Below are 15,203 nucleotides of genomic sequence, written 5' to 3' on the forward strand. Positions count from 1 at the left end.
ATCAACGTGAGCACTGAGGCCATGGACTGGGCGCTCGAAGACGCTCCGCCGATGCCGGCGCAGCTCGTTGCAACCCTTGCTGGACTGGCGCGTCACGCCGACAAGAAGGGCCGCGGGGCGTACCCGTCGGTCGCCCGGCTGGCTGCCTACGCCTGCAAGGCCGAGCGCTCCGTCCAGCGCGACCTCAAGCAGCTGCGAGAGCTCGAGCTGATTCGCCTCGGCGACCAGAGCAAGGCCGCCCACCTCCCCGAAGGGAAGCGCCCCGAGGTCTACGACCTGGCCGTCGAGCGGACCGTTCCGGGCGGACGTGCGGGCTCGGATGAGGTGACGCGGACGTCACGGGTGACGCTGGCGTCATCCCGTCGGCGCGGCGGAAAGAAGAAGCCCAGCTCAGAGAACATCTCGCCCGATTTGACGGGTGACGTGGACGTCACCCCTGACGTGGACGTCACCGGTGACGCCGACGTCGCGGATGGGGTGACGTCCACGTCGCAGGAGGGGCGACGCCCACGTCACCCAAACCAAAAGACTGAACCAAGAGCTGAACCAAAAGACTCTTATGGCGCCGGCCAGGCAGGCAGCGACGACGAGCGCGACTACCAGTGGCCCGCTTTCGGTGAGTTCTGGATCTGCTACCCGCGCAGCAAGCAGATCGAGAAGGCCAAGCAGGCGTGGTGCGACGCCCTCGACCGCGGCGCCGACCCCGATCTGATCATCAAAGCCGCCAAGGCCTACGCCTTCGAGCGCAAGGGCGAGGAACCGAAGTACACGCCGTACCCCGCCCGCTGGCTCAACGACGGCCGCTACGAAGACCAGTCCGATGAGCCCGGCGGCTGGCAGCCCTATCAAGACCCCGAAGATCAATCCGCCTACGACCAGGAGTTCTGAATCATGCAGCCGATCCCGCCGATCGACCCGAAGCAGTACCACCTCGAGAAGCTCCTCGCCGCCCGCGGCATCGACCTCCAGTGGCTGAACAGCGAGGACGACGGCCCGTACAGCGCCCCGAACCTGGCCCGCTGGTCGATCCTCGAGGCCGCCAAGGTGATCCCGTTCCACTACGCCGCCGCCGTCGCCGACCACCCCGACGTCCTGCGGTGGGTTGCCGAGTTGAAGGCGAGCGCCCTCGAGCAGCAGCGGACCCGCGGCAGCGCGATCGCGTCCGTCGAGCACGGCCGGTCGCTGGTCCTCCTCGGCCCGACCGGCACCGGCAAGACGTACCAGGCCTACGCGGCGATCCGCGAGCTCGCCATCACCGGCGTCTCCGCCCGCTGGGTCGTCACGACCGCCGCGGACATGTACGCCGCTCTGCGCCCCCGTCACGGCATCGACTCGGAGTCGGAGTTCCGCCGCTACCGCAGCGCCTCGATCCTCCTCGTCGACGACTTGGGCGCGAGCAAGGTCACCGAGTTCACCGAGGAGGTCAACTTCCGGCTGATCAACTGGCGGTACGAGAACCACCTTCCGACGCTGTTCACGTCGAACGCGCTGCCGAAGGAGCTCACCGAGCGGCTCGGCGGCCGGGTCACTTCCCGCCTCAGCGAGATGTGCCAGCGCATCCCGGTCATGGGTTCAGACCGTCGCCGCGGGGACGCCGCGTGAACGACTTCGACGAGCCGGCTGGCTTCGACGAGCCGGACAACTTCGAGCGTCCGCTGCCGCACGACTTCGGGGCAGAGCAGTCCGTTCTCGGCAGCATGCTGCTGTCGGGCGCCGTCATCGACTCGATGGTCGCCACGCTTACGTCGGCGGCGTTCTACCGGCCCGCACACCAGGTCATCTTCGACGCGATCACCGGCCTGTACGGGCGCAGCAGCAAGATCGACCCGATCACGGTCGGCGATGAACTCGCCAGCACCGGCGACCTCGCCAAGGTCGGCGGGTCCAGCTACCTGCACGAACTCGTCCGGGCCGTGCCCACCGTCGCCCACGCCGAGAAGCACGCGGAGATCATCCGGAAGAAGGCGGCGCTCCGGGCCGTCATCGAAGCCTCCAACCGGGCCGCGGCACGCGCCTACGCCCAGCAGGACGAGGCCGACGACATCCTCGACGACGCCATGGCGGACCTCCAGGGCGCCGCCACCGGCAGCGGGCAGGCCGAACTCAAGCTGGCCGTCAGTGACCGGTGGGCCGGCTTTCTCGACGAGCTCGAAGCGGGCAAGGATCCGCGGGCGATCGACACGCCGTGGGCCGACCTCAACGATGTTGTCGAGCTGAAGCCCGGCCAGTTGGTCGTCGTGGGCGCCGCGACCGGTGGCGGCAAGTCCCTGTTCGGCATGAACCTCGCCTCGCACGTCGCGTTCAAGCACAAGCGGCCCGCGCTCGTCGCCTCCATGGAGATGGGCGGCAGCGAGCTCATGGCCCGCCTCGTCGCAGCCGAAGCCGGCGTGGACCTCGACCGGCTGATCCGCCGCAAGCTCAACGACCACGACTGGGCCAAGGTCATCAAAGTCAACGAGCTGATGGGGACCGCCGAGAACTTCATCCTCGACGACTCCTCGAACCTCACCCTGTCGAAGATCCGGGCCCGGCTGCGATGGATGGCCAGCCAGGGCCACCCCGCGGCGATCGTCGTCGCCGACTACCTGCAGCTGATGGGCTCCGAGGACGGGGGCGGCAAGAACCGGGCGCAGGAAGTCGCCGAGATCAGCCGCGGGCTGAAGGTCATGGCGATGGAGTTCGAGATTCCCATCGTCGCCCTCGCCCAGTTCAACCGCGGCTCTGTTGGCCGGCAGCCGATGGCCACGGACTTCAAGGACTCCTCGTCGATCGAGCAGGACTCCAACGTGATCATGCTCCTTCACCGGCCGCTCGCCGAGGACGGCACTGACACCGGCCCGCGTGCAGGCGAGGTCGACGTGATCGTCGCGAAGAACCGCAACGGCGCCAACGGCCGCATCATCCCGCTGATCTTCCAGGGCCACTACGCCCGCCTCGCCAACTACCAGCACGGCTGACCCGAAAGGAACTCCTGTGATCACCTGGCCCGAACTGACGGCCGCGGAACCGCGGCTGGCCGAACTCGAGGAGGCGGTCCGCCTCGAGGCCGCTGCCGCCGAGGCCGACCCGATGTGGTCGTTCTCCCGCTACTGGTCCTACACGCTGCGCCCCGCGATCCGGCCCCTCGTCGGCTGGCAGCGCGACACCGGCGCCCACCCCCACCTTGAGACCGAAGAGGCCTGGCACGCCGCGATAAGCCACCTCATCGGTCTGCTCCCCGCCGGTGAAGGGCTGTGGGCGTCGTGACCGAGCTCAGCGTCGAGGACATCGCCGAACTGCGGAAGCAGGGCGACTTCCGCGCCTACCTCCGGCAGATCACCGGCCGTCCCACCGAGGACACCGCCCCGAAGCCGCAGCCCCACCTCACCGCGGTCCCGGCCCCCGCCTACCGGATCACCCACGCCGGCGGCTGGCCCCTCGGCACCGCCGCCACCGGCCCCACCCCGCCGCCGGACGCGTGCACCTGCGCCCGGCACCAGCCCCAAACCCCGCACACCAGCCGCGGCAATCGCGCCGCATGAACCCCTGGAGGAACCGATGACCGACCTCAGCCCCGCCTCGCAGAATCTGCTGCGAGAACTCGCCCGCCGCGACAAGGGCGATGGTGCCACCGTCCGCTACTCCGGCCGCGGACGCTGGTACCTCGACGGCCCGAGCAGCGGGCCGCTGTTCAACGCCCGCACCGTCCCGCCGCTGTACAAGGCTGGCTTGGCTGCTGGGTGGGACGAGTACGACGACGGCGCCATGCGCATCACCGAGGCCGGCCGGAAGCTGGCCGCCGAACTGGACGCGCAGGACGCGGAGAAGCAGGCGGCGAAGAAGGCCCGCTCGAAGCCGAACCCGGACGGGCCGACGGCGCTGCGTCTGCTGCGAGAGATCGCCAAGCACGACGAGCCGGTACTGATCCACGACGACGGCCTGCGTCGAGTCTGGCGACTCGGATCGCAGGACGGCCACAGCGCCTCCGTCGACACCTGGGTCGCCCTGGCCAAGGCCGGCCGTATCCGCATCGACCGCGTATCCAGCGTCGGCGGACACCGCGTGTCTGTGACCGACGCCGGCCGGCAGCGACTCGCCACCCCCACCCCGTGAACGCGGCGACGCGCCCGGGGCTTATCCGGGCGGGTCTGGCCCGAACCCTACCGCCCCACCCCGAGGAGATGACCGTGACCATGCCCGCCTGCGAGAGGGACCGGTGTGCCGGTGAGGCGCGCCCGCGCCTCCTGTCGGGCCCGTGGCGGGGTCTAGGCGCCCGTCTGACGGCCTAACTCCCTCATCGTGTCCGCCGCCAGCTTCGAGCCCCGTAGCGGCAGCGAGGCGCCCAGCCAATCGATTCGAAAGAGAGCCCCGATCCATGACCGCCCCTGAACTGCCTCCCGGAGACTGGCGACTGCGCGTCTACGGGGCGCGCGGCCCCTCCAGCGGGGTCACCACCCGCCAGTATCCGCGCGTGGCAGAGCGCCGCCGCGCGATCGAGCTGCAGAACAACCGGTGCCTCTACTGCGAGCTGCCCATCGGTACCGCGATCTGGCGCCACAGCCGGACGGTCTTCCTTCGCACCAACTGGGATCACTTCATCCCTTACGCCTACCTTGCCCGCAACCCCAGCAGCAACTGGGTCCTGTCCTGCCATGTCTGCAACAACATCAAGTCCTGCCGGATGTTCGACACCGTGCAGCAGGCGCGCGAGGTCATCCTCCCGATTCGCGAGTCCAAGGGCTACGAGTCGCCCAAGGAGGTCATGCTGCGGATCGGGCTGACGGCCGGCGAGGACCCGTGGCCGGACAGCATCCGGCCCAAGCGGCACGTCTGGCACCACGCTGCGCGTCTGATCAGACCCGACTTCTACCTCACCGCCTGCGGGCTGGAGGTCGCGAAGGTCGACGTTAGGCCCATAGCCAAGCATCAGAGGCGATGCGCGCGGTGCTTGATCCAGCGAGAACTGCCCGTGGTGCCGCCCAGCCTGTCCGCCTCATGACCCCGGTGACCGCCAAATGCGCCGGCTGCGGGCGCCCGTTGAAGCGCCCGTCGCCCACCGGCTTCGGCCCCGTCTGCTGGCGGCGCCTGAACGGCCGTCCCGCCCGGCAGCCCGCCCCGACGCCCGACCTGGGCGCGCCCGTCCCGCACGTGGACGGCCAGACCGAGATCGACCTGATCCACCACCAGCCAACCCTCTGGTCCTTGTGAAGGAGAACCGCATGAGTCAGCGGGTGTACTACCGCGACGACACGACCACATTGCACCTCGGCGAAGCCGTCGACGTCCTCGCCTCGCTGCCCGCCGAGTCGGTGCACGCCGTCGTTTGCGACCCGCCCTACGAGATCGGCGTGGCCGGGCAGGACTGGGACCGGACCGGTATCGCCTACAGCGTCGACCTGTGGCGGGAGTGCCTGCGCGTCCTCAAGCCCGGCGGGCACCTGCTGTCCTTCGGCGCCCCGCGGACCTATCACCGCATGGTGTGCGCCGCGGAGGACGCCGGGTTCCGCATCATCGACCAACTCGACTGGATCTACACGCACGGCAAGCCGAAGGGCGCCGACCTGGCACGGGCGATAGACCGGCACCGCGACGACCGCGAGCAGGTCTTGCAGGTGACGGCCTGGCTGGCTGCGGCTCGGGACTTGGCAGGGTGGACGAACCGACGGATCGACGACTTGTTCGGGTTCTCCGGCATGGGCGGGCTGTGGACGACGCAAGGCAAGGCGGCGATCGTGCCCACCGGCGAGCAGTGGACGCGGCTGCGGGAAGCGATCGGCTTCGACGACACCGGCATCCTGCCGCTCGTCACCGAGCTGAACGCCCGCAAGCGCACCGTTGGTGAGGCGTTCGAGAAGCGGGAGATCATCAGCCGGAAGCAGGGCGCGGCCCGCGACGCAGGCCTGTACGGCGCGTTCTCCGAGGACCGCATCAAGTCTCTGCCGCATTCGGAGCAGGCGAAGCAGTGGGCGGGCTGGAACACGGCTCTGAAGCCCGCGCACGATCCGATCCTGCTGGCCCGCAAGTCCACCGGCTACGACAGCCTCGTCGGCGGCCTGCTGCGGCACGGCGTCGGCGGGCTGAACGTGGCGGCCTGCCCGGCATCGGGAGGCGGCTATCCCGCGAACATCCTCCTCGGCCACGACTGCGAGGGGCCCTGCCAGCCTGGCTGCCCGATCCGTGAAGTCGGCAGCTCCGCAGGCTCGTTCCCGGTGTTCCGCCTCGAGAGCAAGACGCCGGCCTCGGAGCGGGTGGAGGTTGACGGGGTTCGGCACGACACCCCGAAGCCGCTGGCGTTGATGCGGTGGCTGGTCCGCCTCGTCTGCCCGCCCGGCGGGACCGTCCTCGACTGGTGCACCGGCTCCGGCACCACCCTGCTCGCCGCCCGCGACGAAGGAATGCAAGGCGTCGGGATCGAACGGCACGAGCCCTACGCGCGGATCGCGGCACACCGCCTCGACGAGCCCTACACGCAATCCCTGTTCGCCGCCGGAGCCTGACCCACCCACGGGGCGGTCGCCTGCTGCGGCTATCAGCAAGCGACCGCCCCACCCGATCCGACCACGAACGAAGGAGCTTGACCATGACCGAACAGCCCACCCCGCCCCGCGACCGCCTGTTCGCGCTGATCGCCAGCATTCCCGGCTCAGGCACCGTCAACTGGTGCGACGAGGCCCGCGCACTGCTCGACGAGATCGCAACCCCGCCCGCCGCCGTCCAGCCGCCCGCGGACCGGGCCGCTCTCCGCGACCGCATCGCCGAGGCGCTCACCGGGGCATACCTGACTGCCCCCGATGACAGCGCGATCATGGACCACTGCGCCGACGCGGTGCTGGCCGTGCTGCCCGAGCCCGTGGACCGGCCCGCCGCCGGGCTGAGCCAGACCGAGCGGGACATGCTCCGCTACGCCCTCGACCTCGCGCAGGAGCAGATGTTCTCCCGGGGCGACGAGTTCGGCGAGGACGACCAGCCTGCGCTGGACCGGCTCCGCCGCCTGGCCTGCGAGCAGCCCGCCTGACCCCGACCGGGGCCGCTCCCGCTCATCCTCGGGGGCGGCCCCGCACCCCGACTACCCACCGCTAGGAGCGCGACGTGTACGAAAAGCCCACCCTGTTCGAACTGCACCGCGACACCGACATCTCTGGTGTCAGCGGCACCGGAAAGGTCGCCGAGGGTGCGATCTTCAGCGACGGTGAGGCCGTCATCCACTGGCTGGGCGCCTGGCCCACCACCACCCCGCACCCGAAGGGCATAGCGTCGATCAAGGCAGTGCACGGACATGGTGGCGCCACCCGCGTCGAACTCGCCGACGACCCCAGCGGTCGGCTCGCCCGCATCGCGGAGGCCCACAGCAAGGGGGTCATCAACGGGATGACCTCGGGTCTGTGCCAGGAGTGCGAGCACCCGCACCCGTGCCCGACTTTCGCGTGGGCCACGACCGACCGTGACCTGCTGGCGACTTGGGACCCGGCCGACGACGAGGTGGCCTCGTGAGCCGCCGCCTGCAGTGGGATCCCGATGACGGGAGCGCCGCGATCCTCGCCGCCTACGCCCGCCGCCGTGAACCGTGGCGGTCCGTCCTCCGTCGCGCGCTGCGGCTGGTCGCCCAAGCCGACGGGATCCTCGACCCGCGCGGCCAGGTGCGGCGGGAAGGGAGGCGGCCGTGACCGTCCATTGGGCCCTGCCCGAGCCGTGCGATACGGGCGAGCCGGTGACCGTACCGGTCCGACCCGGCGGGGTGCTCGACCTGCTGCGGCAAGGCGCGTCTGACAGCGACCTCAAGCGGGTCGAAACGATCAACATCAGCCTCGAGGGAGTCCTGTAATGCCGCGCAGAGAGCACCCCACCGTCCGCGCCCCGAAGGCCAACCAGCGTGAGCGGGCGCTGCGTCAGGCCGCCATCGACACCCTGCTCCACCGTGGAGTCCACGGCGTGCTCACCGTCCCGGAGGCGCAGGCGCTCGCCGAGAACGTGTGGGCCGAACGGAAACTCGAAGGGAAGACCCGTGAGCGCCTGACCGAGACGACGCAGGCCCTCCAACGGAACCGGGAGGCCGCCGACGCCGAGATCCAGCGCCTCGAGGCCCGCGTGGAGGAGCTGGAGGCCGCCCTCGAGTGCGGCACCGGCGGGACGGTCGACGAGCGCGCAGCAGCCTGACGGCGGCCCGGGGCGCGCAACCCCGGGCCGCCGCCCAGCCATCCGATCCCAGGCCGCCACAGGAGCGGCCAGACGCCGAAACGAGGCACCGATGTCCGACCCCCGCCCCCTATCCGACGCCGACCTGCTCGCGTGGGCGGTCGTCCTCGAGTACCGCCGCCAGCAGCGCGACGGGATCACGATCCTGCTGCTGCCGTACCCGCCCTGCCCGACCTGCGGGGAGACCGTCACCGAGGTGCTCAAGACCAGCGTTCCGGAACGGTTCGGAGAGCGGCTCGTGATGAACCCCTGCAGGCACGGCCACGCCTACGCCGAGGCAGCCCTCTTGCGCATCGAAGACAACCTCCGGATCTTGCTGCGGCGACTCGAGACCGAACCAGGCTGGAACACCGAGCGGATCATCGACGAAGCCCGCGCCCGCGTCGACCAGCAGGCAGCGACCGACAGCCACCCGGAGCCGGCGCCCGACGAGCCGACCGCGCCCGGCTTGGATCCGCGGATGCCCGCCTACGACGCGGTGTACGCCTACGTCCGCCGCCTCGGCGACCGGATGCCCGCCGACCCCGTCCACCGCAACGCGATCATCTGGCGGGCCGTGAGCGCCGCCCTCGACGCCATGCCGCCCCCCTACCGCCAGTTCCTCGCCCGCCTGGAGCGTGAGCTGGCCCAGGCGACCCGTACCGCCTCGCACGCGACCGTGGAGGAGGTCCGCCTGGCCGCGCAGGGCATCGCGTCCGGACTGAAGATCGCCACCGCCCACGCGATCACCCTGTACGAAGGGCGCGAGGTGCGAGAGGCGTGGCTGGCCGGCCTGCCCGCAGACTCCGGGCATCAGGCCAGTGAGCTGTCCGCCCCCGCCGACCCCGACAGCATCCGCGCCGACGTGCTGCGCGCCATCGACTTCAACTACGTGGCCGGCGTCCTCGGCTACCCGACGCCCGAGGAGCTGCTGGCCGCCTACGACACGTCCCGTGAGCAGCGGCAGCGCGCCGACGAGGCGGAGGGCGAGCTCAAGCGGGTCCGCCAACTGCATCGCCCGGTCGACTACCAGGGTCGGACGATCTGCGCCGAATGCTCCGGCTTGGACTCGGAGGGCATCAGCACCGACAACTCGCCCGTCCTGCACACCGACTGCGCCACCCTGAAAGCCCTCGAGCCGCCGAAGGAGATGTGACCGTGCGCAGCGACGACATCCTCACCCAGATCGACCAGGCCCTCGACGACTGGACCGTCAGCGACGACGCCATGCGCAGCCGGCCCGCGGTCGACGTCCCGGCCGAACGCGGGCCCGAGACCAGCGTGCAGATCATGGACGAGGCGGGGGAGTGGCAGGAGATCCCCGGTATCGGCTCCGTCGAGATCCAGATGGACGAGCCGCCCATCCCGGACGACTTCGCGGAGAAGTGGGCTCGGCTCTCCAAGCGCATCGCCCGCGCGGAAGCCGAACGGGCACGCCACGTCCGGGCGGTGTTGGAGGCCTTCAGGGAAGCGGTGAAGCCGGTCGCGGAGGAGGCAGGCCGCACGCTCGCCGAACTCGCCGCCCGCACAGCCCGGGCCGCCGAACATGCCCGAGCCGATGACTACGCCCTCGCGCCGCCCCGACCGGCCCGCCTGGCAATCCCCTACGGGCCCGCCCGGCGACGACACTGACCACGCCGATACCCCCGGCCGCAACCCGCGGTCGGGGGCATTGCTGCGCCTACGCGGCTTCCTCCACGGCGGGCGGCCTCTTCCCAGCCAGCACCTGCCGGACCCAGCCGGGCGACAGCCGCATCCGCGCCGCGAGCTCCTCCACCGGTATGCCGTGCCGATACGCAGCCCGCAGCGCCGCGTTCCGGCGCTGCTGCAGCCGCTCCGTCGCAGCCCGGCCCGCCACCGTCCGATGCAGCAGCACCGCGGCCTGCAGCAGCAGCCGGCCGATCACGTCATCCAACCTGCCTGGCATGTAGCCCCCCTGTCGCCTGTGCGTCACCCCGCCTGCGTTCACCGTCGGTCGGGTGGCGGACGGCGGCAAGAGCGCGAACCAGACGCACGGAAGCGCCCCCGGCCGGATCGTTCCCGGTCGGGGGCGCTCTGCTGCCGTCAGGCCCGCACCACCTCGAGCGCTGCCGGCACCGGCGGGGCGTCCAGCCCCAACCCCTGCGCGAGGAGCATGCGCGCCGCCGTGTCGCGCTCCAACCAGGACCGGCCCGCTACCCGTCCGGCATCTCCTGCCACAGTCGGGCTGCCAGCAGATCCACCTCATCCTGCGACAAGCCGCGCTGCGCCGCGATCAGCATCCGCGTCCCGTCCGGCAACGTCGCCCACCGCATCTCCGTATCCAGCGGGCCCGGCGTCGGCTCCTCCGCCACTGTGTCCCCCTCTCGTCGGTCGGGGAGGCAGGGTAGCGGCGGAGGAGTCTGGCGGTCAGGCAGCGTCGCGCAGATGCTTCACGATCCACGGCGGCAGCCGGCTGTCGTAGTGCTGGATCGCGTACTTGTAGCTCAGCCGGTCCGCGGCCAGCCCCCTGCTCTCGCCCTTGAGGACGTGGACGTCACCGTTCTGGAACTGACTGATCGCTGCCTGCCTGCATTCCCGGTAGATCGTTGGCCGCTTCCGCTCGAAGTCCAGCAGGGCGTTGCGGAGTTGCAGCTCGTCGAGCCGGTCGACCACGGACCAGAGCCGTTCGAGATTCGTGCGGCGATCTTGCGCGCGTGCCTGCTGCCCCTCGCGAGCGAAGGCGAGCGAGGAGGAATGTTGGCCGGCAGCGTCTTGATGATCCGTATTACTAGAGTCCGTCTTGTTAGAGAGTTCCTGCTCCGCCGTCATGCTGGACGACTGTCCTCCTGAATCTCCGGCTTCCTGAAAACCAGTAGCCCGGTCGAGTGCTTCGGGAGAGTCGCTCACGACAGTCACGGTTGTCCAGGCGATCCGGTTGCCGACCTCGCCCTTGACTCGCTTACGGACGTGGGCGACTAAGCCAGCCCTCTCCAGTTCCTGCATGGCCTTGCGCATTGCGTCGCGCCCCTCGCAGTTGCCGCCGGCCAGCTTGGCTCGGGCCATCAGGCGGTCGAACGTGATGTCGTATCCGTCGGGGTAGCTGAGCAGCTCGAGGAGCAGGCCGCGGGCTCGCCAGCTGAGCTGATGGTTCTGCGCGGTGGTGTTCGCTACGGGAACCCAGCCGTCGGGCGGCATCGTGCGTATGACCTTCACCGGGCGGCCTCGCGGTGGCGATGAAGGATGTCAGTCTGTACAGTCACCGTTACTGCTCGACTTTCTAGAGAGGTCGAGACGCAGAGCGCCTCAATCGCCAGTGGGTGCGCATGCAGCGGGGGTGGAGCCCCGCTCGATAAGCAATCGGCCGGACGGTTCGCACCCGTCCGGCCTTTGCTTTTTCTGGACATTCTATGTGGCGCCAGAGCCTGAAGTGACCTATTCCTGCCGGGAATTGCCTGATGCCCGATGGCGGTCACTGGGGCGGGCGACTGTACTTCGCGATGGTCGCCTGGTTCGTTGACGCGTCCTGGAGTCGCAGTTCCCATGGCCCGGTGTTGACGTCCATGTCCTTACCGAACCCGACCCACTTGCCGGCCATGCGGGTGCCGGTCGGCTCGATGAGCATCTGGATGGCGCCGTGATAGCGGGCGCCGCGGTAGTAGCCGTCCTGTGCGGTCTGCTCGACCCACGTTCCAGTGATCACGCTGCCGTCCACGGTGAGGTCCATCGTGAGCGGCGATTCGGGGTTGGACGAGGCGCTGGGCAGGGAGCGCACGGTCAGCCGGTTGCCGTGCTGGAGCAGGACGACGTAGTGCATGCCGACGAAGCTGGAGTCCCGGCCGCTGGAGAAGAACTCGTAGCGGGACAGCCAGACGCCGGAGTAGTTGGCGCGCGGTGAGGCCAGCGGTGTGGGGCCCGGGCCTGGCGCGGCGACTCCGGCGGTGGACGGTTGGACATCGTGGCCGCCTGCGCCGTCGTCTGCGACTCGGGCCATGGCCGGGGAGGCGAAGCCGAGGGAGTCGATCGGCATGCCGGTGAGAGCTTCAAGGGCTCGGGCGTAGCGGGGGCTGGGCACGGTTATGGCGCCGGATTCCCAGCGCTGGATGAGGCGCTTGCTTGCGTCGACGCGATCCCCTGCTCGCGCTCCGGCCTCCCGGAGTGCCCTGGCGAAGTCGTCCTGACTCAGGAGCATGGAGATACGCACCGCCCGAAGCGTGGCGTTTGGGGTCGTCATGTCTCATACGGTAGCCGCAATCGGCTGGAGATGACACCGGAATGTCGCCCCCGATGACACCGGGATGTCGCCCGGAAAGCCATCGCGGCCGATGACGCCGCGATGTCACCGTATGGACATGACGGATCACGGAGACTTACGGCGCTGGAGGAGTAGCCCCATCATCCTCGGGCTCGCCGGCCAGCACGATGCGGCGCACCTGCTGACGGGTGTACCCCGTCGCCTCGCAGATGTCCTTCTGTGGCACGTCGTCGGCGTCCGCCATGCAGATGGCTGCCGCCAACTCCTGGCGCAGGATCTCCGTTCGCGCCATCGCCTTCCTGTACCGCTGCGCCATCTGCTCCAGTGATCGCTTATCCATGGAGCACAGTGTTCCACCCGCCATTCCTGCGTCGATCGTCATGTGGCATGACGTTACGCGAACCAATTGAGACTGCCTAGGCCCTAGCGCTTGACGAGGGAACACCATGTTCCCTACGGTGGAGCTCGTTGGCACGGCAAGCGCCAACAAAACGGCCCCGCCCGGTGCTGCGAACACCGAAGCGAGGCCTAGGTCAGACGCCCTACCCAAGAGGGAGACCGAACCATGAGCACAACCGTACAACCTCCGGCTGACCAGCCGGCACCGCTCACCGACCGCCACATCGTTCCGGCAGTCGTCGACGGCCAGACCGTCTACCTCGAATGCCCGACGTGGTGCACGATCGACCACGTCCGCGACAGCCAGAAGTTCCTCGTGGACGTGTGGCACTCCGGGGCCTTCGCGGACCTGGAGGCGCCCCGCCGCAACGGCACGCCGAGCCTCCTGGCCTACGCCCGTCTCGGACTGGACTCGTTCAGCGAGGACGACGACATGCGACGGCCGTTCATCTTCGTCGAGGACGGCAGCAGCGGCGAGGACTCCTACATGGACGCCGAGCACGCCGAGCAGTTCGCCGACAACCTCGTCGCCTTCGCCCGGAACATCCGCGCCATGGCGAGCGCCATGCGGGGGGTGACGGCATGACCGCCCTCATCCCCACCGCCCCGCTGCCGCCGGCCTCGCTGGAGGCGAAGGCTCGTCTGGAGCAGCGTCTGGCGCCTGAGCTGATGGCCGCGATGGTGTCCCGGTCGGCGGACGTGTCCGCTACCTGCCGCCGCCTGTCGGCCACCGCCGTGACGTCCGCCGACTTCGACCAGCTGCTGTGCGTGCAGGACGAACTGGCGATGTGCCGCTGCCGGATCGAGGCCGCGTCGTGAGCGCCGAGCTGGACCGTCTGACCGCGGCGCAGGCGAAGGCGGACGAGGTGATCGGCTCCGTGGCCGAACTGCTGGACGGCAGCCCGCTGCTGCGGGTGTCCGTCACCGACGTGGCCACCGGGCAGCGTCTCGGGACCTGCTTCGTCACCTACCAGCCCGCCGGTCGCCGGCACCTCGAGCTCGTGCGGGAGGCGTCGTGACCGACGCCGAGCGCGAAGCGATGCTCCGGAAGCTGCGCGAGAAGAACGACCGCAGCGAGCACCCCACCCGCTGACCCCCGATCCGCCGCGGTGGCGGTCGACGCCCACGCCAGTCCCGCCACCGCGGCCCCCAACCCCCAAGCTCCACCTGACCGAGAGGTTCCGTGATCCCGCATGTCTCCGTACCTGTTCTCCGCCGACCTGGGCCGCACCGAGATCGGCCTGCACGTCCGCGCCACCACGATGATCGCCCCGCTGGACGCCGAGGCCCGCGTGCTCAGCATCTCCGACCTATTCGCCGACTACGCCGCCGCGGTCGCGTCCGGCGACCGGGCCCGGATGGCGCAGATCCGTCTCGCCGCCGGGCCGGCGCTGCTGGACGAGTTCGACGGCTTCAAGTACCCGGCCGCCGCCTGACCACCCCGCCGAATACCTACCCGAGAGGACCCTCATGGACCTGACCGCTCTGCGTGTCCGCGACGCCCGCCAGGTGATCTCCGGCGTGGAAGCCGCCGACATCACCAACCCGGACCTGCCGCACCCCACCGCCGTCCTGCTGATCACCCGCGCCACAGAGACGCTCCGCACCACCGCGGACCACGCCGAACGGCAGCAGACGACCGTCGACCAGCAGCAGGCCACCATCGACCGGCTCCGGGACGACGTCCGGCGCCTGGAGAGCAAGGTGCGCGAGCTGAAGGCCAAGCGAGCCGCGGCCTGACCACCAGACCGCCGGGCGGTGGTCGTCAACTCCCCCCGACCGCCGCCCGGCACCAGCCCTGGCCCGCACGAACCCGGTGCGCGCCGCTCACGCCGGAGCCAGGGCACGCACCGCAACCCGACCACACGAAGGAGAACCCATGTCCGACACCGCCACGCTGGCCCGGTTACTGGCCGACCCCGCCGTCACCGCCAAGGCAGCCGAGAAGGCCGCCGCCGAACCCCGCTTCTGGACAGGCCTGTCCGGTATGCAGGTGACCGGCGCCGACGTCGCCGCCCACCTCGAAGCGGCACGCGAGGTGCTGAAGAAGCGCGGCTGGATCCGCACCACCGACGACACCGACCCGGAACTCCCCGAGGCCGACGAGTCCATGTCCGTGAAGACCATCCTCCTCGGCGTGCTCCGTGCCGTGCGCGACATGACCGTCGACCGCGGCCCGATCACCCTGATGTCCGCGATGTTCCGGGCCGAGGACGCCATCGGCGACCAGGACACGCACGTGGTTGGAGACCGGGTGCTGGACACCCTCGTCGCCGCCTACCTCGGCACGTCGTTCGCGATCGCCCGCGTGTGGTCGGAGAAGCGGTCCCGGACGTGGGCGGAGGTCAGCGACCTGCTGACCGCCGGGGCCGAGTTCGCCCGCACCCACGGCCCGCGCCCCTGACCGGCACTCAGCCCCGGCATCCACGCCGTGAGGGCG

Annotated in this window: 27 protein-coding genes; 22 read left to right on the forward strand and 5 right to left on the reverse strand. The window is 70.1% G+C overall.

Annotated elements, in window-relative coordinates; genetic code table 11:
* The first annotated feature begins 6 nt into the window (after nt 1-6).
* The 16 genes from ACIHCX_RS03165 to ACIHCX_RS03240 all read left to right on the forward strand — a co-directional run bounded on the left by ACIHCX_RS03165 (nt 7) and on the right by ACIHCX_RS03240 (nt 9,783).
* Complete coding sequence (locus ACIHCX_RS03165; RefSeq protein WP_400026026.1) at nt 7-888, forward strand: helix-turn-helix domain-containing protein; 882 nt, start codon at nt 7-9, stop codon at nt 886-888.
* Between the two features lie 3 nt (nt 889-891).
* Complete coding sequence (locus ACIHCX_RS03170) at nt 892-1,602, forward strand: ATP-binding protein (RefSeq protein ID WP_400026027.1); 711 nt, start codon at nt 892-894, stop codon at nt 1,600-1,602.
* Entirely contained in the window at nt 1,599-2,957 is a 1,359-nt protein-coding gene (locus tag ACIHCX_RS03175; RefSeq protein ID WP_400026028.1) for a replicative DNA helicase, read from the forward strand. Before ACIHCX_RS03170 ends, ACIHCX_RS03175 begins: the two co-directional genes overlap by 4 nt.
* A 16-nt stretch (nt 2,958-2,973) precedes the next feature.
* Entirely contained in the window at nt 2,974-3,246 is a 273-nt protein-coding gene (locus tag ACIHCX_RS03180; RefSeq protein ID WP_400026029.1) for a hypothetical protein, read from the forward strand.
* On the forward strand, nt 3,243-3,521 hold the full coding sequence (locus tag ACIHCX_RS03185) for a hypothetical protein (protein ID WP_400026031.1): 279 nt from the start codon (nt 3,243-3,245) through the stop codon (nt 3,519-3,521). Before ACIHCX_RS03180 ends, ACIHCX_RS03185 begins: the two co-directional genes overlap by 4 nt.
* Before the next feature lie 16 nt (nt 3,522-3,537).
* Nucleotides 3,538-4,092 carry a hypothetical protein gene (locus tag ACIHCX_RS03190; protein ID WP_400026033.1) on the forward strand — a complete coding sequence of 185 codons (555 nt, stop codon included), beginning with the start codon at nt 3,538-3,540 and terminating at the stop codon, nt 4,090-4,092.
* A gap of 262 nt (nt 4,093-4,354) precedes the next feature.
* Nucleotides 4,355-4,978 carry an HNH endonuclease gene (locus ACIHCX_RS03195; protein ID WP_400026035.1) on the forward strand — a complete coding sequence of 208 codons (624 nt, stop codon included), beginning with the start codon at nt 4,355-4,357 and terminating at the stop codon, nt 4,976-4,978.
* Nucleotides 4,975-5,187, forward strand: coding sequence for a hypothetical protein (locus tag ACIHCX_RS03200; RefSeq protein WP_400026036.1), 213 nt, complete (start codon nt 4,975-4,977; stop codon nt 5,185-5,187). The genes ACIHCX_RS03195 and ACIHCX_RS03200 overlap by 4 nt, the downstream gene beginning before the upstream one ends.
* 11 nt (nt 5,188-5,198) lie before the next feature.
* Nucleotides 5,199-6,476 carry a DNA-methyltransferase gene (locus ACIHCX_RS03205; RefSeq protein ID WP_400026038.1) on the forward strand — a complete coding sequence of 426 codons (1,278 nt, stop codon included), beginning with the start codon at nt 5,199-5,201 and terminating at the stop codon, nt 6,474-6,476.
* A gap of 83 nt (nt 6,477-6,559) precedes the next feature.
* Complete coding sequence (locus ACIHCX_RS03210) at nt 6,560-6,994, forward strand: hypothetical protein (RefSeq protein WP_400026039.1); 435 nt, start codon at nt 6,560-6,562, stop codon at nt 6,992-6,994.
* A gap of 74 nt (nt 6,995-7,068) precedes the next feature.
* A complete protein-coding gene (locus ACIHCX_RS03215) occupies nt 7,069-7,470 on the forward strand; it encodes a hypothetical protein (protein WP_400026040.1) in 402 nt (133 codons plus the stop codon).
* Nucleotides 7,467-7,643 (forward strand): hypothetical protein, encoded by a 177-nt coding sequence (locus tag ACIHCX_RS03220; protein WP_400026041.1) that lies wholly within the window; start codon nt 7,467-7,469, stop codon nt 7,641-7,643. The genes ACIHCX_RS03215 and ACIHCX_RS03220 overlap by 4 nt, the downstream gene beginning before the upstream one ends.
* On the forward strand, nt 7,640-7,801 hold the full coding sequence (locus ACIHCX_RS03225; protein ID WP_400026042.1) for a hypothetical protein: 162 nt from the start codon (nt 7,640-7,642) through the stop codon (nt 7,799-7,801). Before ACIHCX_RS03220 ends, ACIHCX_RS03225 begins: the two co-directional genes overlap by 4 nt.
* Complete coding sequence (locus tag ACIHCX_RS03230; protein ID WP_400026044.1) at nt 7,801-8,133, forward strand: hypothetical protein; 333 nt, start codon at nt 7,801-7,803, stop codon at nt 8,131-8,133. Before ACIHCX_RS03225 ends, ACIHCX_RS03230 begins: the two co-directional genes overlap by 1 nt.
* A 91-nt stretch (nt 8,134-8,224) precedes the next feature.
* On the forward strand, nt 8,225-9,307 hold the full coding sequence (locus ACIHCX_RS03235) for a hypothetical protein (protein WP_400026045.1): 1,083 nt from the start codon (nt 8,225-8,227) through the stop codon (nt 9,305-9,307).
* 2 nt (nt 9,308-9,309) lie between these two features.
* Entirely contained in the window at nt 9,310-9,783 is a 474-nt protein-coding gene (locus tag ACIHCX_RS03240; protein ID WP_400026047.1) for a hypothetical protein, read from the forward strand.
* A gap of 49 nt (nt 9,784-9,832) precedes the next feature.
* Here the strand turns inward: ACIHCX_RS03240 and ACIHCX_RS03245 are convergent, their stop codons facing one another.
* The 5 genes from ACIHCX_RS03245 to ACIHCX_RS03265 form a co-directional block, all read right to left on the reverse strand.
* Complete coding sequence (locus ACIHCX_RS03245) at nt 9,833-10,078, reverse strand: hypothetical protein (protein WP_400026048.1); 246 nt, start codon at nt 10,076-10,078, stop codon at nt 9,833-9,835.
* Nucleotides 10,079-10,325: 247 nt separating this feature from the next.
* A complete protein-coding gene (locus ACIHCX_RS03250) occupies nt 10,326-10,484 on the reverse strand; it encodes a hypothetical protein (protein WP_400026050.1) in 159 nt (52 codons plus the stop codon).
* Between the two features lie 55 nt (nt 10,485-10,539).
* Complete coding sequence (locus ACIHCX_RS03255) at nt 10,540-11,307, reverse strand: hypothetical protein (RefSeq protein ID WP_400026051.1); 768 nt, start codon at nt 11,305-11,307, stop codon at nt 10,540-10,542.
* Nucleotides 11,308-11,581: 274 nt separating this feature from the next.
* Nucleotides 11,582-12,343 (reverse strand): helix-turn-helix domain-containing protein, encoded by a 762-nt coding sequence (locus ACIHCX_RS03260; protein WP_400026053.1) that lies wholly within the window; start codon nt 12,341-12,343, stop codon nt 11,582-11,584.
* Between the two features lie 136 nt (nt 12,344-12,479).
* Entirely contained in the window at nt 12,480-12,746 is a 267-nt protein-coding gene (locus ACIHCX_RS03265) for a hypothetical protein (RefSeq protein ID WP_400026054.1), read from the reverse strand.
* Nucleotides 12,747-12,929: 183 nt separating this feature from the next.
* Here ACIHCX_RS03265 and ACIHCX_RS03270 point away from each other — a divergent pair, with 183 nt between their 5' ends.
* The 6 genes from ACIHCX_RS03270 to ACIHCX_RS03295 all read left to right on the forward strand — a co-directional run bounded on the left by ACIHCX_RS03270 (nt 12,930) and on the right by ACIHCX_RS03295 (nt 15,167).
* Nucleotides 12,930-13,349: a DUF6907 domain-containing protein gene (locus tag ACIHCX_RS03270; protein WP_400026055.1), complete on the forward strand. Its 420-nt coding sequence runs from the start codon at nt 12,930-12,932 to the stop codon at nt 13,347-13,349.
* Nucleotides 13,346-13,582, forward strand: a complete 237-nt coding sequence (locus ACIHCX_RS03275) for a hypothetical protein (RefSeq protein ID WP_400026056.1) — start codon at nt 13,346-13,348, stop codon at nt 13,580-13,582. The genes ACIHCX_RS03270 and ACIHCX_RS03275 overlap by 4 nt, the downstream gene beginning before the upstream one ends.
* Nucleotides 13,579-13,782, forward strand: a complete 204-nt coding sequence (locus ACIHCX_RS03280; RefSeq protein ID WP_400026058.1) for a hypothetical protein — start codon at nt 13,579-13,581, stop codon at nt 13,780-13,782. Before ACIHCX_RS03275 ends, ACIHCX_RS03280 begins: the two co-directional genes overlap by 4 nt.
* A 174-nt stretch (nt 13,783-13,956) precedes the next feature.
* On the forward strand, nt 13,957-14,199 hold the full coding sequence (locus ACIHCX_RS03285; RefSeq protein WP_400026059.1) for a hypothetical protein: 243 nt from the start codon (nt 13,957-13,959) through the stop codon (nt 14,197-14,199).
* Nucleotides 14,200-14,233: 34 nt separating this feature from the next.
* Nucleotides 14,234-14,503: a PspA/IM30 family protein gene (locus tag ACIHCX_RS03290; protein ID WP_400026061.1), complete on the forward strand. Its 270-nt coding sequence runs from the start codon at nt 14,234-14,236 to the stop codon at nt 14,501-14,503.
* Between the two features lie 139 nt (nt 14,504-14,642).
* The gene (locus ACIHCX_RS03295; RefSeq protein WP_400026063.1) at nt 14,643-15,167 is read left to right on the forward strand and encodes a hypothetical protein; all 525 of its coding nucleotides are present in this window, start codon (nt 14,643-14,645) and stop codon (nt 15,165-15,167) included.
* The last annotated feature ends 36 nt before the right edge of the window (nt 15,168-15,203 follow it).

Origin of the sequence: Streptomyces sp. NPDC052043 (assembly GCF_044548235.1) — a bacterium.
Lineage (GTDB): Bacteria > Actinomycetota > Actinomycetes > Streptomycetales > Streptomycetaceae > Streptomyces.

Excerpts from the sequence above, each read along its gene's own strand:
- ACIHCX_RS03190 (WP_400026033.1), top strand. The coding sequence starts at position 3,538 with ATGACCGACCTCAGCCCCGCCTCGCAGAATCTGCTGCGAGAACTCGCC.
- ACIHCX_RS03270 (WP_400026055.1), top strand. The coding sequence starts at position 12,930 with ATGAGCACAACCGTACAACCTCCGGCTGACCAGCCGGCACCGCTCACC.
- ACIHCX_RS03200 (WP_400026036.1), top strand. The coding sequence starts at position 4,975 with ATGACCCCGGTGACCGCCAAATGCGCCGGCTGCGGGCGCCCGTTGAAG.
- ACIHCX_RS03255 (WP_400026051.1), bottom strand. The coding sequence starts at position 11,307 with ATGCCGCCCGACGGCTGGGTTCCCGTAGCGAACACCACCGCGCAGAAC.
- ACIHCX_RS03275 (WP_400026056.1), top strand. The coding sequence starts at position 13,346 with ATGACCGCCCTCATCCCCACCGCCCCGCTGCCGCCGGCCTCGCTGGAG.
- ACIHCX_RS03195 (WP_400026035.1), top strand. The coding sequence starts at position 4,355 with ATGACCGCCCCTGAACTGCCTCCCGGAGACTGGCGACTGCGCGTCTAC.
- ACIHCX_RS03170 (WP_400026027.1), top strand. The coding sequence starts at position 892 with ATGCAGCCGATCCCGCCGATCGACCCGAAGCAGTACCACCTCGAGAAG.
- ACIHCX_RS03295 (WP_400026063.1), top strand. The coding sequence starts at position 14,643 with ATGTCCGACACCGCCACGCTGGCCCGGTTACTGGCCGACCCCGCCGTC.
- ACIHCX_RS03285 (WP_400026059.1), top strand. The coding sequence starts at position 13,957 with ATGTCTCCGTACCTGTTCTCCGCCGACCTGGGCCGCACCGAGATCGGC.
- ACIHCX_RS03235 (WP_400026045.1), top strand. The coding sequence starts at position 8,225 with ATGTCCGACCCCCGCCCCCTATCCGACGCCGACCTGCTCGCGTGGGCG.
- ACIHCX_RS03265 (WP_400026054.1), bottom strand. The coding sequence starts at position 12,746 with ATGACGATCGACGCAGGAATGGCGGGTGGAACACTGTGCTCCATGGAT.
- ACIHCX_RS03205 (WP_400026038.1), top strand. The coding sequence starts at position 5,199 with ATGAGTCAGCGGGTGTACTACCGCGACGACACGACCACATTGCACCTC.
- ACIHCX_RS03245 (WP_400026048.1), bottom strand. The coding sequence starts at position 10,078 with ATGCCAGGCAGGTTGGATGACGTGATCGGCCGGCTGCTGCTGCAGGCC.
- ACIHCX_RS03260 (WP_400026053.1), bottom strand. The coding sequence starts at position 12,343 with ATGACGACCCCAAACGCCACGCTTCGGGCGGTGCGTATCTCCATGCTC.
- ACIHCX_RS03230 (WP_400026044.1), top strand. The coding sequence starts at position 7,801 with ATGCCGCGCAGAGAGCACCCCACCGTCCGCGCCCCGAAGGCCAACCAG.
- ACIHCX_RS03290 (WP_400026061.1), top strand. The coding sequence starts at position 14,234 with ATGGACCTGACCGCTCTGCGTGTCCGCGACGCCCGCCAGGTGATCTCC.
- ACIHCX_RS03210 (WP_400026039.1), top strand. The coding sequence starts at position 6,560 with ATGACCGAACAGCCCACCCCGCCCCGCGACCGCCTGTTCGCGCTGATC.